This window comes from Luteimonas sp. A649, assembly GCF_054072735.1.
This window is the reverse complement of sequence record NZ_JBSVRQ010000001.1, coordinates 999,840-1,014,696: the sequence shown is the minus strand read 5'-3', so window position 1 is coordinate 1,014,696 and position 14,857 is coordinate 999,840. Positions and strand designations below refer to the sequence as shown.

The 14,857-nt window shown below is 70.2% G+C and carries 12 protein-coding genes; 3 read left to right on the top strand and 9 right to left on the bottom strand.

What is annotated here, in order from left to right; genetic code table 11:
- Positions 1–149: 149 nt before the first annotated feature.
- From ACW5E8_RS04800 to ACW5E8_RS04780, 5 genes are all read right to left on the bottom strand, one after another.
- On the bottom strand, positions 150–1,157 hold the full coding sequence (locus tag ACW5E8_RS04800) for an ABC transporter ATP-binding protein (protein WP_456964338.1): 1,008 nt from the start codon (positions 1,155–1,157) through the stop codon (positions 150–152).
- Entirely contained in the window at positions 1,154–2,866 is a 1,713-nt protein-coding gene (locus tag ACW5E8_RS04795; protein ID WP_456964337.1) for an ABC transporter permease, read from the bottom strand. Before ACW5E8_RS04795 ends, ACW5E8_RS04800 begins: the two co-directional genes overlap by 4 nt.
- Before the next feature lie 24 nt (positions 2,867–2,890).
- Positions 2,891–3,985: a Fe(3+) ABC transporter substrate-binding protein gene (locus tag ACW5E8_RS04790; protein ID WP_456964336.1), complete on the bottom strand. Its 1,095-nt coding sequence runs from the start codon at positions 3,983–3,985 to the stop codon at positions 2,891–2,893.
- Positions 3,986–4,056: 71 nt separating this feature from the next.
- A complete protein-coding gene (gene queA, locus ACW5E8_RS04785; RefSeq protein WP_456964335.1) occupies positions 4,057–5,088 on the bottom strand; it encodes a tRNA preQ1(34) S-adenosylmethionine ribosyltransferase-isomerase QueA in 1,032 nt (343 codons plus the stop codon).
- An 8-nt stretch (positions 5,089–5,096) separates the two neighbouring features.
- Positions 5,097–5,528 (bottom strand): Lrp/AsnC family transcriptional regulator, encoded by a 432-nt coding sequence (locus ACW5E8_RS04780; RefSeq protein WP_456964334.1) that lies wholly within the window; start codon positions 5,526–5,528, stop codon positions 5,097–5,099.
- 110 nt (positions 5,529–5,638) lie between these two features.
- Here ACW5E8_RS04780 and ACW5E8_RS04775 point away from each other — a divergent pair, with 110 nt between their 5' ends.
- Entirely contained in the window at positions 5,639–7,132 is a 1,494-nt protein-coding gene (locus tag ACW5E8_RS04775) for an aminotransferase class III-fold pyridoxal phosphate-dependent enzyme (protein ID WP_456964333.1), read from the top strand.
- Positions 7,133–7,297: 165 nt separating this feature from the next.
- Here ACW5E8_RS04775 and ACW5E8_RS04770 read toward each other — a convergent pair whose 3' ends face one another.
- From ACW5E8_RS04770 to ACW5E8_RS04760, 3 genes are read right to left on the bottom strand one after another with little or no spacing between them, the layout of a single operon-like run.
- Positions 7,298–8,779, bottom strand: coding sequence for a metallophosphoesterase (locus ACW5E8_RS04770; RefSeq protein ID WP_456964332.1), 1,482 nt, complete (start codon positions 8,777–8,779; stop codon positions 7,298–7,300).
- Positions 8,767–9,933: a phytase gene (locus ACW5E8_RS04765; protein WP_456964331.1), complete on the bottom strand. Its 1,167-nt coding sequence runs from the start codon at positions 9,931–9,933 to the stop codon at positions 8,767–8,769. Before ACW5E8_RS04765 ends, ACW5E8_RS04770 begins: the two co-directional genes overlap by 13 nt.
- Before the next feature lie 11 nt (positions 9,934–9,944).
- Entirely contained in the window at positions 9,945–12,527 is a 2,583-nt protein-coding gene (locus ACW5E8_RS04760; RefSeq protein WP_456964330.1) for a TonB-dependent receptor, read from the bottom strand.
- A gap of 99 nt (positions 12,528–12,626) precedes the next feature.
- On the opposite strand from ACW5E8_RS04760, the gene upp reads away from it, so the two are divergent.
- Positions 12,627–13,256, top strand: coding sequence for a uracil phosphoribosyltransferase (gene upp, locus ACW5E8_RS04755; RefSeq protein WP_456964329.1), 630 nt, complete (start codon positions 12,627–12,629; stop codon positions 13,254–13,256).
- A gap of 49 nt (positions 13,257–13,305) precedes the next feature.
- Entirely contained in the window at positions 13,306–13,929 is a 624-nt protein-coding gene (locus tag ACW5E8_RS04750; RefSeq protein ID WP_456964328.1) for a winged helix-turn-helix domain-containing protein, read from the top strand.
- A 7-nt stretch (positions 13,930–13,936) separates the two neighbouring features.
- Here the strand turns inward: ACW5E8_RS04750 and ACW5E8_RS04745 are convergent, their stop codons facing one another.
- Complete coding sequence (locus ACW5E8_RS04745; protein ID WP_456964327.1) at positions 13,937–14,827, bottom strand: MBL fold metallo-hydrolase; 891 nt, start codon at positions 14,825–14,827, stop codon at positions 13,937–13,939.
- Between the last annotated feature and the right edge of the window lie 30 nt (positions 14,828–14,857).

Sequence of the window (14,857 nt, the reverse complement as noted above, 5' to 3'; positions counted from 1 at the left end):
ACGCGGATAGAGCAGAAGCGATGGAGGGCGGCTTCCTGCGAGCCGGCTGCCGTTCGCGTAGAAACACACCTCAAAGCATCTTCAAGTCTTGCTCCGGCCTGATCCGCGTTTATCCGCGCAAATCCGCGGCAAGAAAGCTCCTGCTCTCCTCAGTCGAACGCCACCATTCCGTCGTCAGCCAGGCGCAGGCGCACGGGAGCGCCCGCGACCAGCCCCTGCACGCCCGCCACATCCTCCAGGTCGACCTCGACCACGGTGCCGCCGGACAGGCGCAGGCTGGCCACGTGCCCCGGCCCGCGGAAGGCCAGCGCAACCAGTTCGGCCCGCACCGCGCCTTCCGGATCGGGCTGCAGCGCGTGCGGACGCAGCAGCACATCGCCGCCGCGGGCCAGTCCCAGCGCGGCCGCCGGCACCAGGGTGCCGCGACCGATGAAGCCAGCCACGAAACGGTCCTGCGGCCGCCGGTACAGCGCCTCGGCACCGTCCCACTGCAGGATGCGGCCGCCATCCATGACGCCGATCTGGTCGGCCATGGCGAAGGCCTCGCCCTGGTCGTGCGTCACCATCAGCACGGTCGCGCCCGAGGCCTTGAGCAGGTCGCGCAGCTCGGCGGCGAGGTGCTGGCGGGTATCGGTGTCGAGGTTGGAGAAGGGTTCGTCGAGCAGCAGCAAGGCCGGGCCGGGCGCAAGCGCGCGGGCCAGGGCGACGCGCTGCTGCTGGCCGCCGGACAGTTCGTGCGGATACGCGCCGCCGCGATCGGCCAGGCCGACGAGTTCCAGCATCTCCTCCACCCGCGCGCGCCGGGCATCGCGCGACAGCGCGCGCAGCCCGAAGGCGACGTTGGTGGCCGCGTCCAGGTGCGGGAACAGCGCGTAGTCCTGGAACATCATGCCCACGCTGCGCTGCTCTGGCGGCAGCATCAGCCCGGGCGCAGCCACGCGGCGGCCCCGCACCTCGATGCTGCCGGCCAGGACCGGTTCGAAGCCGGCCACCGCGCGCAGCACCGTGGTCTTGCCGCAGCCCGAGGCGCCCAGCAGGCAGCCGATGTGCCCTGCGGGGAGCGACAGCGACAGTTCGTCCACCACGACCCGGCTGCCACCGCGCGGTTCCGGATAGCCGACGCGGATGCCCGCGATGTCCAGCAGTGCATCCGTCACGACATCCTCTCCCGTCCATAGCGCACGCCCGCGCGCGCCAGCAACACCACCGGCAGCAGGCCGACGGCGACGATCAGCAGCGCCGCCACGGCGCCCTCTTCATAGGTCCCGCGCGATGCCTCGGCGTACAGCCAAGTCGCCAGGGTCTCGAAATTCAGCGGCCGCAGCAGCAGCGTGGCTGGCAGCTCCTTCATCGCATCCACGAACACCAGCAGCGCGGCCGCCGCCAGCGCGGGGCGCAGCAGCGGCAGGTGCACGCGCCGCAGCGCCTCCCCCGGGGCGTGGCCGAGGCTGGCCGCGGCCTGGTCCAGGCTCGGCGGGATGCGCGCCAGTCCGGCCTCGACGCCGCCCGATGCGATCGCCAGGAAGCGCGCCACGTAGGCCAGCACCAGCGCCGCCGCCGAACCCATCAGCAGCATCCGCGGTTCCATGCCGAAGGCGCCCAGCACCAGGTTGGCGCCGTCGTCGAACCAGGCCAGGGGCAGCAGCAGGCCGATCGCCAGCACCGTGCCCGGCACCGCGTAGCCCAGGCTGCCGCTGCGCATCGCGAAGAGCGCGCCGGCCGACCGCCGCCGCCCCTGCGCCAGTCGCAGCGCCCAGCCCAACACCAGGCCGGCGGCCAGGGTCACCACCGTGGCGGCCAGGGCGATGAGCACGGTGTTGCGGACGCTCGCCAGCAGCTGCGGCGACACCCCATCGTGGCTCAGGCGCGCCACGGCCTCCCAGGCCAGGTAGCCGGCCGGGAGCACGAAGCCGATCACCACCGGCAGCAGCCCCAGCGTCAAAGCCAGTGCCGCCTTGCCGCCACGCAGGCGGTGCGGGCGCATCGGTCGCGGACGGTCGCCGACGGCGTAGCGCTGGCGCCGCCGCGCATGGCGCTCGAGCGCCAGCAGCGCGATCACGATGGCCAGCATCGCCAACGCGATCTGCGCCGCGCCCGGGAGGTCGGCGCGCGTCACCCAAGTGGTGTAGACGGCCACCGTCATCGTCTGCACGCCCAGGAACTCCGAGGCGCCGATATCGTTGAGCACCTCCATCAGCGCGAGCGCGGTACCGATGGCGATTGCGGGCCGCGCCAGCGGCAGGGCCACGCGCCGGAACACCTGCACGGGCGTGGCGCCCAGCGAACGCGCCGCTTCCACCAGGCCCGCCGCCTGGGTCATGAACATCGCGCGCGTGGTCAGGTAGACGTAGGGATAGAGCACGAAGCCCAGCAGCACGATGCAGCCGGCCAGCCCGCGGATGTCGGGCAGGCGGAAGTCACGCGGGCTGTCGTAGCCCAGCACGTCGCGCACCAGGCCCTGCACCGGCCCGAGCGGATGCAGCAGGTCGAGGTAGGCGAAGGCGACGATGTAGGTCGGCACCGCCAGCGGCAACAGCAGCGCCCAGGCCAGGGTGCGCCGGCCCGGGAAATCCCAGGCCGTGACCAGCCAGGCCGCGCCGGTGCCGATCGCGACCACCAGCGCCCCGACGCCGAGGAGCAGCAGCAGCGTGTTGCGCGCCGCGTTGGGCAGCACGTAGCGGGCGACGTGGCTCCACAGCCCTTCCTGCCCGCCCTGCAGGGCGGTCCAGAACAGCGCGGCCAGCGGCAGCACCACCACGGCCGCGATCGCCACCGCGGCCCACTGCCAGGGACCTTCGGGCAGCAGCCGCCGCAGCCCGCGGCCCGGACCGCCGCGGGCTGCCGGATGCAGCGCAGCCGCAGCCATTCCAGTCGCCGCCACCGTCATGGATCAGTTGTCGAAGCCGACCCTGTCGACCAGCGCGCTGGCTTCGCGGCGGTTCGCGACCACCTCGGTGAGCGGCAGCGGATCCACGGTGAGTTCGCCAAAGCTCGCGACCACCGGATCGAGTTCGACGTCGGCCTTCACCGGATACTCGTAGTTGGCGCGCGCGTACAGGCTCTGCGCTTCGTCCGACACCAGGTACTCCATCAGCGCCACCGCGTTGTCGCGGTTGGGCGCGTGGCGGGCCAGCGCCGCGCCGCTGATGTTGACGTGGGTGCCGCCGCCGTCGACGTTGAAGGTCGGGCGGATCACCTTGATCGCCTCGCCCCACTGGTGCTGCTCGGAGCCGGGCTCGGCGTTCTTCATGCGGCCGACGTAGTAGGCATTGGCGATGCCGATGTCGCAGATGCCGGCAAGGATGTCGCGGGCGACGTCACGGTCGCCGCCGGCAGCCTTGCGTGCGAGGTTGGCCTTGACGCCGCCCAGCCACTGTTCGGTGGCTTCGGTGCCGTGGTGCGCGATCATCGCCGCGAACAGGCTGGTGTTGTAAGGGTGCTGGCCGGAGCGGATGCAGACCTTGCCCTTCCACTTCGGATCGGCGAGGTCCTCGTAGTGGAAGGACTCGAGTTCCAGGTCCTTGTGCGCGTACAGCACGCGGTCGCGCAACGACATCGCGAACCACTGGTCGTCCTCGCCGCGCAGGTGCGCGGGAATCGCCGATTCCAGCACGTCGGACTGCAGCGGCTGGGTGTGGCCGGCCTCGACCAGGTCGAGCATGTTGCCGGTGTCGACCACCATCAGCACGTCGGCCGTGGAGCGCGCGCCTTCGGCGCCCAGGCGCTCGAGCAGGCCGTCCTTCAGCAGCACGGTGTTGACCTCGATGCCCGAGCTTGCGGTGAAGGCGTCGAGCAGCGGCTGGATCAGGCCGGGCTCACGGGTGGTGTAGAGATTGACCTCCCCGGCGGCGGCCGGGGCGGTTTCGGTGCCGGGGGTGGTGCCGGCGGTGCCGGTTTCGGCGCGCTCGCCACCGCAGGCGGCAAGCAGCAGCGCCGCGCAGGCGGCGGCAAGGGCGGCGCGGGGGGCGCGGAAGCGGATGTTCACGTGCAACTCCTGGTCCAGGGGCCAGACCGGCGGCCTGGCGCAAATGAGAATGATACTCGACAACTTCCGTTTCAGTCGTTCCGCGACAGCAACATCGCGTCGCCGTAGGAGAAGAACCGGTAGCGCTCGCGCACCGCGTGCGCATACGCGGCCAACACCCGCTCGCGCCCCGCGAAGGCCGAGACCAGCATCAGCAGGGTCGACTCGGGCAGGTGGAAATTGGTCAGCAGCAGGTCGGCCGAGGTGATCCGGTAGCCCGGCACGATGAAGATCGAGGTTTCGCCGGCGAAGGGATGCAGCTCGCCCTCCACCGTCGCCGACTCCATCGCGCGCAGCACCGTGGTGCCGACTGCCACCACCCGCCCGCCGGCAGCGCGCGTGCGCCGCACCTGGGCGACCAGGGCGGCGCCGACGTTGATCCACTCGCTGTGCATGCGGTGCTCGCGGATGTCGTCCACGCGCATCGGCTGGAAGGTCCCGGCGCCGACGTGCAGGGTCACGTGCGCGGAATCGACGCCCCGCGCGCGCAGGGCATCGAGCAAGGGCTGGTCGAAGTGCAGGCCCGCGGTCGGCGCCGCCACCGCCCCGGACTCCCGCGCGAACAGGGTCTGGTAGCGCTCGGCATCGTCGGCGCCGGGCTCGCGCTGGATATAGGGCGGCAGCGGCATGCGCCCCGCTTTCTCCAGCCAGGGCTGCAGCTCGCCATCGACGTGGAAGCGCAGGCGGTGGAAGCTTTCATCGCGCGAGACCACCTCGGCCACGCCACCGGCATCGAGTTCGATCAGGTTGCCCGGCTTGGGCGTCTTGCTGGCGCCGACCTGGGCGCGGGCCTCGTTGCCCGGCAGCAGGCGCTCGATCAGGATCTCGACGCGGCCACCGCTGCCCTGCTTGTGGCCGAACAGGCGCGCGGGAATCACGCGCGTGTCGTTGAAGACCAGCAGGTCGCCGGCGCGCAGGAAATCCGGCAGCGCGTGCACGTGGTGGTCATGGAGGCCGCCGTCGCCCGGCGGCACCACCAGCATCCGGCTGGCGGAACGCTCGGCCAGCGGCGTCTGCGCGATCAGCTCCTGCGGGAGCTCGAAACGGAAATCGGACTTCTTCACGCGCGGCCTCAGCGTTGGAACTTGGTCGACAGCAGCAGGGTCGAGGTGGTGCGTTCGACGCCATCCAGGGCGCCGATGCGGTCGGTGAGCTCGTCCATGTCGCCGATGGTCTGCACCACCACCATGGCCACCAGGTCCCAGGCGCCGTTGACCGAATGCAGGGCGCGCACCCCGGGCATCTGCCGCAGGGCTTCGACCACCGATGGCGCCTGCTTCGGAAACACCGTGATCATGATCAGCGCGCGCACGCGTTCGCGCTCGTGATCGTCGCTGACGCGCACGGTGTACCCGGAGATCACGCCCATCCGCTCCAGGCGTTCGATGCGGCTCTGCACCGTGGTGCGCGACAGCTGCAGGCGGCGCGCGATCGCCGCGGTGGGGGCGCGCGCATCCTCGCGCAGCAGCGACAGCAGGGCTTCGTCGGCGGGGCTCAGCTTCATCCGGCAATTCTATCGTCGATCCGCCGAAAACTGCAGGGTTTCAGCGCAGATCGCACCTACCAAGCGACGAACGCATGCCGATAATAGGGGATCGCACCAGGAGAACCGACATGACCGACCACGTGACCGCCCGCCTCGCCCCGCTCCGCGCACGCAAGGGCCAGCGCCGCAGCCCCGGCCTCGATGACGCCACGATCGCGCGCTTTGCCGCCACCCATCCCGAGCTGGTCGCCGCCATCGACGCCGCCGCCGACGAGTTCGCGCGCATCGAGTCCGAGATCGCCGAGCTGCTCGACCTCGACGAAGACGCCCAGGTCCAGGCCGTGCAGGCCGGCTACGTCAACTTCTATCCCCAGGACGGCGTGAACCCCTACGTCGCCCTCGCCGCCCGCGGCCCCTGGATGATCACCCTCAAGGGCGCGGTGCTGTACGACACCGGCGGCTACGGCATGCTCGGCTTCGGCCACGCCCCGCAGCCGGTGATCGACGCCATGGCCAGGCCGCAGGCGATGGCCAACATCATGACCCCGAGCCTGTCGCAGCTGCGCCTGGACCGCGCCCTGCGCGCCGAGATCGGCCAGGGCCGCGACTGCCCGTTCGCCGCCTTCATGTGCCTCAACTCCGGCTCCGAGTCGGTGTCGCTGGCCGCACGCATCGCCGACACCAACGCCAAGACCATGACCGACGCCGGCGGCCGCCACGCCGGTCGCACCGTCAAGCGCCTGGTGGTCAAGGGCGCCTTCCACGGCCGCACCGAGGCGCCGGCGCTGTACTCCAACTCCACCCGCAAGGCCTACGAGGGCGCGCTGGCCAGCTACCGCCACGAGGACAGCGTGCTGGTGGTGGCGCCGTACGACATCGATGCGCTGAAGCAGGTCTTCGCCGACGCCGATGCGAAGGGCTGGTTCATCGAGGCGATGTTCCTCGAGCCGGTGATGGGCGAAGGCGACCCCGGCCGCAGCGTGCCGGTCGATTACTACGCCGCCGCGCGCGAACTCACCAAGGCGCACGGTTCGCTGCTGCTGGTCGACTCGATCCAGGCCGGCCTGCGCGCCACCGGCACCCTGTCGATCGTTGACTACCCCGGCTTCGAAGGCCAGGAGGCGCCCGACATGGAGACCTACTCGAAGGCGCTCAACGCCGGCCAGTACCCGCTCTCGGTGCTGGCGATGAACGCGCGCGCCGCCGCCATGTACAAGCGCGGCACCTACGGCAACACGATGACCGCCAACCCGCGCGCGGCCGACGTCGGCACGGCGGTGCTGGGCATGGTGACGCCGGAGGTGCGCGCCAACATCCGCGCGCGCGGCCAGCAGGCGCTCGACAAGCTCGAGACGCTGAAGGCCGAGCTGGGGGGGCTGATCACGAAGGTCCAGGGCACGGGGCTGCTGTTCTCCTGCGAACTCGCGCCGGGCTTCAAGGGTTACGGCGCGGGCTCCACCGAGGAGTGGCTGCGCGAGCAAGGCCTGGGGGTGATCCACGGCGGCGAGAACTCGCTGCGCTTCACTCCGCGCTTCGAAATGGGCGAGGACGAACTGGACCTGGTCGTATCCATGGTCAAGCGCGCCTTGCAGGAAGGCCCGCGGGTCAAGGCAGCAGCCTGAGCCTCATTTGGCTGCAGCGCGGAGGGTGCGTGGGGTACGCAGCCGGCATAAAGAGCACCACGTGCTCAGCCGGCGGAGTACCCCACGCACCCTCCGCCCTCGCGGCCCGAAAGATGATCCGGCGACGTCGCCAGTCGTCTCGGCGTGCGCGACGGGCGCTCTGCCCTACTCCCAGCAGCGGTCGATGCGGCCCTTGAGCGTTGCCGTGCGCCCGCAGTCGCGGGGGGCGATCCGGTCTTCCGGATGTTCCACGATCCTCCGCCCACCCCGGCTCTCTCCCACCAGCGAGAAGGCGTCGTACAGACGGCCGGTCACGGTGCGCGCTTCGTAGCTCAAGGTGTCGCCGTCGATGCGCACCACCTGGAAGAGCTGGGTGTCTTCGGCGACCGGCGCCATGGTGTCGCGTGCTTCCCGGGACAGCAGGTACTGCTTGGCGCCGGCCACCGAGACGACGTACTGGGGCGTGGCTGCTCCGGCGTCGCCGGCGCGGCGGCCGTAGGTGTGGTCGTGGCCCTGGAGGACCAGGTCGACGGCGTGGCGTTCGAGCACGGGCATCAGGTGCTCGCGCAGCAGGGCGTTGTCGCGCCCTTCGCGGGGGGAGTACATGGGCTGGTGGATGGCGACGATGCTCCAGGCACGCGGGTTGTCGCGCAGGACATCGTCCAGCCATTGCGCCTGGGCGGCGGCGGTGCCGAGGTCCAGGGCCGAGGTGCCGTCGAGCACGACGAAGCGGGCGTCGTGCATGTCGAACCAATAGGTAGTGGCGGCGGTGCCGGGCGCGCCGTTGTCGGGCAGCGCGAACATGTGGGCCCAGTGCAGGCCAAGTACGCGACGCTCCTGGGGGGTGTCCTCGAACTCTTCGAAGTACTCATGGTTGCCGGTCACCGGGGCGACCAGCATGGTCGCGGCGATGGGCGCGGTGATGTCGGTCCATTCGCCCCATTCGTTGTCGTCTTCGCCGTCGCCACCGCTGACCAGGTCGCCGGCGAACAGGGCGAGGCGCGCGCGCGGGGCGTGGCGCAGGGCTTCGAGGAGGACGCGGCTGCCGTGGCTGGCGTTCTTGTTCTGGGTGTCGCCGAAGTACAGGAACTCGAGCGCGGTGCCGGGTGCGGCGGCGGTGCGCAGCTGTCGCCACGGGCTCCACCAGCCGGTGCCGCCCTGCACGCGGAAGGCGTAGAGCGTGTCGGGTTCCAGGCCGTCAACGTCTACCTGGTGCTGGCTGCCGGTGCCGTTTTCGGTGGCGAAGACGATGCTGCGCGCGGGCAGGCTGCGCGGCTGACCCACGGCCGGCGAATCACCCGCCACCACGAGTTCCAGCCGCGGTGCCTCGATGCCATCGGCGGTTCGCCAGGAAACCTGGAAGCCGCGGGCCGGATCTGCCGCGGGCGAGGCGATGATGCGGTCCGGGCGCGCCGCAGATGCGTAGTGGAGATTGCCTGCCGGGACCAGCGTGTTGGGCTCCAGCACGATGATGCCGGGGCCAAACGTTTCATCGGCGAAGGCAGTGCCGGCCAGCAGCAGGGCGGGCAGCACCGCAGTCAACAGTCTCGCGCCGCAAGGCCTTGCCCAGGGCCTGGACTTGCTGACGGCTGCAGTCGTGCCGTGGAGTGGCGCCATCGACCCGCCGACGCGGGTCAGCGCGCGCATGCAGGCAGCTCCAGCGCCGACGCGATCTCGCGCCAGTCGATGGCCACCGCGCCCTGGTCGTCGTGCACCGCGTACAGCACGCCGTCGGGGAAGCCGCTGGCGGGCGCGTCGTGCAGCCAGATGCCGTCAGTGTTTGCGACCGTGGGACCGGCCACCGCGCCGACGTGCTCCAGCGAGCCGCGCTCGAACAGGTGGAAGGCCGTGCGGCCCTTGCCCTGCTCGGTGGTGATCCACCAGCCGCTGCCATCGGCGCAGGTCTTGAGCACGATGCCCTCGGCCTGCGCCTGCAGGAACTCCGCGCCGATGGTGCGCCCGCTGTAGGTGCCGGCGAGGTCGTAGACCTTGAACTCGTTGGCATAGGTTTCGTCTTCCTCGGCGATCAGCAACTGGTCGTTGTCCGGATCGCCCCAGAGCGATTCGACTACGCGCAGCGCCCCGTCGGGCGTGGTGTCGCCGAACGCGCCGACATGGCGGGCCGCGAAGCCGCTGCCCTGCGGCGCGAAGGCGAAACGGTGCACGCGGCGGTCGAGCTGTTCCAGCGGCGGCAGGATGTCTTCGCCCTCGGCGTCTTCCCCCACCATGTAGGCGTCGGTCACGTAGATCTCGTAGCCGCCGTCGACCTCGTTCACCCACAGGCCGTAGGGTAGCTTCAGCACGTCGGCGCCGAACTCGGCGACGGTCTGCATGCCCGGCAGGCGCAGCACCTGCACGCGGCGGTTGTCGCGCTCGACCACGAAGGCGAGATCGTCGGCGACGGCGATGCCGTTGGGCCGGTCGAACTGCCCCGCACCCGCGCCGCGCTCGCCGACATGGCGCACGAACGCACCCGTGGCACCGTCGTACACCACCAGGCGATGGGTGGACTTGGCGGTGGCGAGCAGCAGCACCTGGCCGTCGGGCGCGGTCCAACTGGCGACCGAGTCGATGTTGTCCTCCGGGGTCATCTGGGTGGCGAAGGCCTCGGGAACGGTCACGGCCTCCGCGGCCTCTGCACGTACCGCCTCGCGGGCGCGGTCTGCACGGTCCTCGGCGTCTTCAACCGTCGCGTTGCCGGCACCAGGTGCCGGGGCCCCGCCGCAGGCGGCGAGCGCCAGTGCCAGTCCGCTGGTGGCAAGCGCGCGCCAGGCTGCGCGCGGGATGGTCCGGTTCTTCATCATGTGCATCCTCAGAAATTGACCTTGACGCCAAGCGTGTAGCCGCGGCCATAGAGTTCGTTCTGCAGCGTGGTCGCCGGCGTGCCCTGGTAGAGCTCCAGCGGCTCGTCGAGCAGGTTGGAGGCCTCGAAATACAGGCCCCAGCTGTCGGTCACCTTGTAGTCCAGGCTGAAGTCGAGCTGGGTATTGGGCGCGACCCAGAGGTCGTAGCGGCTGTCGCTGCCGATCTCGTCCAGGTACTCGCTGCGATACACCGCGGCCAGGCGCGTGCTGACGCGGTCGTTCTCCCAACCGATGTGCGCGCTGTACAGGCGCTCGGACGACAGCGGGAGCATGAACTTCTCACCCGCGCGGTCCTCGGTGCCGGCCACGAACTCGGTATCGAGCCAGGTGCCGCCCAGGCCCACGAGCAGGCCGCTCCACGCACCGGGCAGGAAGTCGAGCTTCTGCTGCCAGTTGAGCTCGACACCCAGGACACTCGCGTCCTCGCCGTTGACCGGGCGGGTCACGTCATAGCCCGGGAAGGCGGGATCGTTGTTGGTCCAGGTGTCGACGATGTAGCCGTCGATCGACTTGTGGAAGATGCCGGCGGAGAAGATGCCCGAGTCGCCGATGTAACGCTCGAACGACAGGTCGAAGTTGAGCGACTCGTAGGGATCGAGCTGCGGGTTGCCCAGGTCGACCTCTTCGTCGTCGCGGTTGATGCTGGCGCGCGGCGTGATGTCGCCGAAGCTCGGGCGCGCGATGGTCTTGGTGACCGCGCCGCGCAGCACCCAGTCGCCGTCGGTGTCGTAGCGCAGGTGCAGGCCGGGCAGCACGCTGGTGTAGGACTTGGAGGCCGACGACGGCGCGGCGGTGAGCACGCCGTCCTCGTCCAGGTCGACCATCCAGCCGGTGGCGTCGAAGTCAGTGCGCTCCACGCGGGCACCGGCGACCACGCGCAGGTTGCCGAAGTCCATCGTACCCATGAGGTAGGCGGCGAGCACGTCTTCGCTTGCGGTGTAGTCCTCCACCAGCGAGACCATGGCGTTTTCCGCCACGTCGCCCGGACGCTCGGAGAACAGCTGGCGGTTCTCGCGCAGGTAGCGACGCATCGCGCTCGAAGACAGGCCGTCACCCATGTTGCCGTGGCGGTAGGACGGCGAGCCGGTGGTCCAGCCCGAAAGGTCGATATCGGGCCCGATGCGGAACTCGGCCTCGTCCACGTTGACGTCGCGGTCGCGCCAGCGGCCGAGCAGGCCGGTCTTCCAGGTCACCGCTTCACCGGCGTAGGTGAAGTCGAACTTCGCGCTCCAGGCCTCGTCGTCGACCTGCTTCGGACCCACCACCAGTCGGTCCAGGCCGTAGTTGGCATTGCGCAGCCAGGCATCGCCGCCCGCGGGATCGATCACGTCGAACGAGGGCACGCGGCCAGGACCGACGCGGATCGCCATGTCCTCGTCGCCGAGGTACTCGAAGCGCATCTCGACCTCATCGTCCACACGCTCGCGGACCTTGGTGTAGCCGAGCTGGTAGTCGAACTTCGCGTGGCCCATGCGGTTCATGCCGCCGGCGCTGACGGTGAAGGTGTCCTCTTCCTTGGTGCGGTAGCGCAGCCGGCGGCCGAAGTCGTCGGCGGAGATGTTCTCCACCGTCCAGCTGTTGCCGTCATAGCCGGCGATGTCGCCCTCGCCCACCGGGATGATGTGGTTCTGGCGGGTCTCGGCGTCGGTGAAGTCGGTGTAGAGCGTGCGCAGGTAGTACTGGTTGTCGTTGTCGGGGCGCCAGTCGAGGTTGAGGTTCACGCCGGTGCGCTCGCGGTTGATCGTGTACTTGCGCTGCTGGATCTCGACCGGGGTGAGGTCGTACTCGACCTCGATGTTGTCCGACTCGTAGTCGCGGTCCTGCCAGCTCAGGCCGAAGGCCACGCCGAAGGTGTCGTTGTAGACATCGCTGAAGTTGAAGGCGGCCTTGGGGCTGGTCTCGCCGCTGAGGTTCTGGTGGCTGGCTTCGGCCTTGAAGCGCATGTTGCGGCCCTCGCGGTCGAAGGCCGACGCGGATTCGACCATGATCGTCCCGCCCAGCGAATCGCCGGGCATGTCCGGCGTCGGCGCCTTGATGACCGTCAGGCGCTCGGTGGATTCGGAGGGAATGACGTCCAGCGGCGCGGCGCGGCTGCTGTCTTCCGGCGTGCCCATGGCGATGCCGTCCACGGTGACCGAGTTCTGCGCGGCGTCCAGGCCGCGGATCACCACGTAGCGCCCTTCGCCCTGGTCGCGGGTGACGCTGATGCCCGGCAGGCGGGACAGCGACTCACCCACGTTCTGGTCCGGGTACTGGCCCATGGAGTCCGCGGACACGGTGTCCTGGATGGCATCCGAGGCCCGCTTGAAGTCGATGGCGCGCATCTGCGATTCGAACTGGCCTCGGACCTCGATGGCGCCGAAGTTGACGGGTTCGGTGGTATCGACCGCCTGCACCGGCCCGGTCGGAGGCGCGGAAGCCGTTTCGGCCGCGGTCGCCGGCGCGGCCGGTTCCTGGGCGTGGGCTTGCGCGATGGCGCCGAAGGCAAGGCCGGCGAGGATGGCGAGATGCAGCGGATGGTGCTTGGACACGGCAGGACTCGGTGTGGTCGACGCCGCACACGATATTTCCGTTGTGTTTCAGGCAGGTTACCGACGTCATGAACGCTGCGGCCACGCTAGACTTGCGGCATGAAGATCGTCGAAGTCCGCCATCCGCTGGTGCAGCACAAGCTCGGCCTCATGCGCCGCGCCGACAACAGCACCAAGACCTTCCGCGAGCTGGCCGGCGAGGTCGCCGCGCTCCTGACCTACGAGGCCACCGCCGACCTGGAATGCGAGGACTCGGAGGTCGAGGGCTGGGCCGGCACGGTCCGCGTGCGCCGGATCAAGGGGCGCAAGATCACCCTGGTGCCGATCCTGCGCGCCGGCCTGGGCATGCTTCCCGGCGTGCTGGAGCTGATCCCCGCGGCCAAGGTCGGCGTGGTGGGCATCAAGCGCGACGAGTCCACGCTCGAGGCCATGGCGTATTACGAGAACCTGGTCGGCGACATGGCCGACCGCACCGCCCTGGTCCTCGATCCGATGCTGGCGACCGGCGGCACCCTCGTGGCCACGGTCGACATGCTGAAGAAGGCCGGCTGCACCCGGATCAAGGGGCTGTTCCTGGTCGCCGCGCCCGAGGGCCTGCGCGTGCTCGAGGCCAGGCATCCGGACGTGGAGGTCTACGTCGCGTCCATCGACGAACGCCTCAACGAACTCGGCTACATCCTTCCGGGGCTGGGCGACGCCGGCGACAAGATCTTCGGCACCCGCGCCTGAATCCACGCGGCGCTGGCCTGCGGTTGCCGCACCCCGCGTTGGCGGCTATGTGGCCACTGCTCCGCTCCCGCCGACAACGCCGGCCGCCACAGGCCGCAGCACGCCCGCGTGCAACCCGCCGTGTGAAGGCCAATGGCTGTTCGGCCGCTACCGGCTGGATCCCTCAAAGCAGCGCCTTCACGCCGATGACCGGACGCGGGATCTCGATGCCCGTGCCTGCGCGGTCCTGCTGTGCCTGCTCGACCACGCCGAGGAAGTGGTTCCGCGGGCCACGCTGATCGCCGAAGCCTGGCCCGGCGCCGAAACTGTGTTCGACAGCGCGGTATCCAAGGTGATGCGCCGGCTGCGCACCGCGCTGGGCGACCATTCCGGACACGTGCTGCAGACCGTGTACGGCGAGGGCTACCGGCTGGCGCTGCCGGCGGTGCTGTTGCCTCCCGCGCCAGGGACAGGGACCGGAGACGACGCGTCGCCGCAGGCCACGACCATCCCGGATCCGGTGCCTGTTCCGCCCACGGCCAACGCACCCCCCTCCCCCACGCCGCATCGGCTGGCCCGGGCATCGCCGGGCGGCTGGCCGCTGTGGCTACCTTGGGCGATCGCGGCCCTGGCAACCCTGGCGGCCACGGCACTGGCCTGGCTGCTGTTGACGCGCCCACCAGGCACCGGCTGAAAGGGGTTTATGCGCCCAGGCCGCGCGCCTGCAGGCGCTCGACCTGGTGGACGCCCTCGAAGCGGCCGCGCTCGCCGCGCCCCACCTGCGCCAGCGCGCAGCCGGGGTCGTGGGTGAAGAACAGATGCACCCCGCGCGCGAGCTTGTCGTCGAGGAAGGCCTGCTTCTCGTCGATCAGGGTTTCGGCGCAGCGGTCGTAGCCCATGGTGATCGGCACGTGCACCCAGGGCAGTCCGGGCACGAGGTCGGCGCAGAACACCACGCCACCATGGTGGCCATCGTCGCGCAGCTCGGGGCCAAGCACCTCGGCCAGCATCATTCCCGGCGTATGGCCGTGGCTCCAGTGGAAGCGCACCTCATCGCCCAGCGCCGGTGTGCGGTCGCCGTCGACCAGCTCCAGGCGCCCGCTGGCCTGGAGCAGCCCGGTGAGCTCGGGGATGTAACTGGCGCGGTCGCGCAGATGCGGATCCTGCGCGCGTTCCCACTGCTCGCGGCCAATGACGAAGGTCGCGTTCGGGAACAGCAGTTCCGGCGCCTTGCCCTCTTTCCATGCCGACAGCAGGCCACCGGCGTGGTCGAAGTGCAGGTGGCTGAGGACCACCACGTCGATGTCCTCGTGGCCGAAGCCGGCCTCGCGCAGCGAGTCCAGCAGCACGTGGCCGCCGCCGCCGATGGCATAGCGCTCGCGCAGCTTCGGCTCGAAGAATGCGCCGATGCCGGCCTCGAACAGCACCGTGCGGCCGTTGAGCGGCGTCGCCAGCAGTGCGCGCGTGGCCAGCGGAATGCGGTTGAGTTCGTCGGGCTCCATCCAGCGCGACCACAGCGCGCGCGGCGCATTGCCGAACATCGAACCGCCGTCAAGCCGCTGGGTATTGCCTTCGATCGACCAGAGCTTCATGTCGTCTCCTCTCTGCGCCACTTGGACTAT

Excerpts from the sequence above, each read along its gene's own strand:
- ACW5E8_RS04795 (WP_456964337.1), bottom strand. The coding sequence starts at position 2,866 with ATGGCTGCGGCTGCGCTGCATCCGGCAGCCCGCGGCGGTCCGGGCCGC.
- ACW5E8_RS04780 (WP_456964334.1), bottom strand. The coding sequence starts at position 5,528 with ATGAAGCTGAGCCCCGCCGACGAAGCCCTGCTGTCGCTGCTGCGCGAG.
- ACW5E8_RS04775 (WP_456964333.1), top strand. The coding sequence starts at position 5,639 with ATGACCGACCACGTGACCGCCCGCCTCGCCCCGCTCCGCGCACGCAAG.
- ACW5E8_RS04770 (WP_456964332.1), bottom strand. The coding sequence starts at position 8,779 with ATGCGCGCGCTGACCCGCGTCGGCGGGTCGATGGCGCCACTCCACGGC.
- ACW5E8_RS04765 (WP_456964331.1), bottom strand. The coding sequence starts at position 9,933 with ATGAAGAACCGGACCATCCCGCGCGCAGCCTGGCGCGCGCTTGCCACC.
- upp (WP_456964329.1), top strand. The coding sequence starts at position 12,627 with ATGAAGATCGTCGAAGTCCGCCATCCGCTGGTGCAGCACAAGCTCGGC.
- ACW5E8_RS04745 (WP_456964327.1), bottom strand. The coding sequence starts at position 14,827 with ATGAAGCTCTGGTCGATCGAAGGCAATACCCAGCGGCTTGACGGCGGT.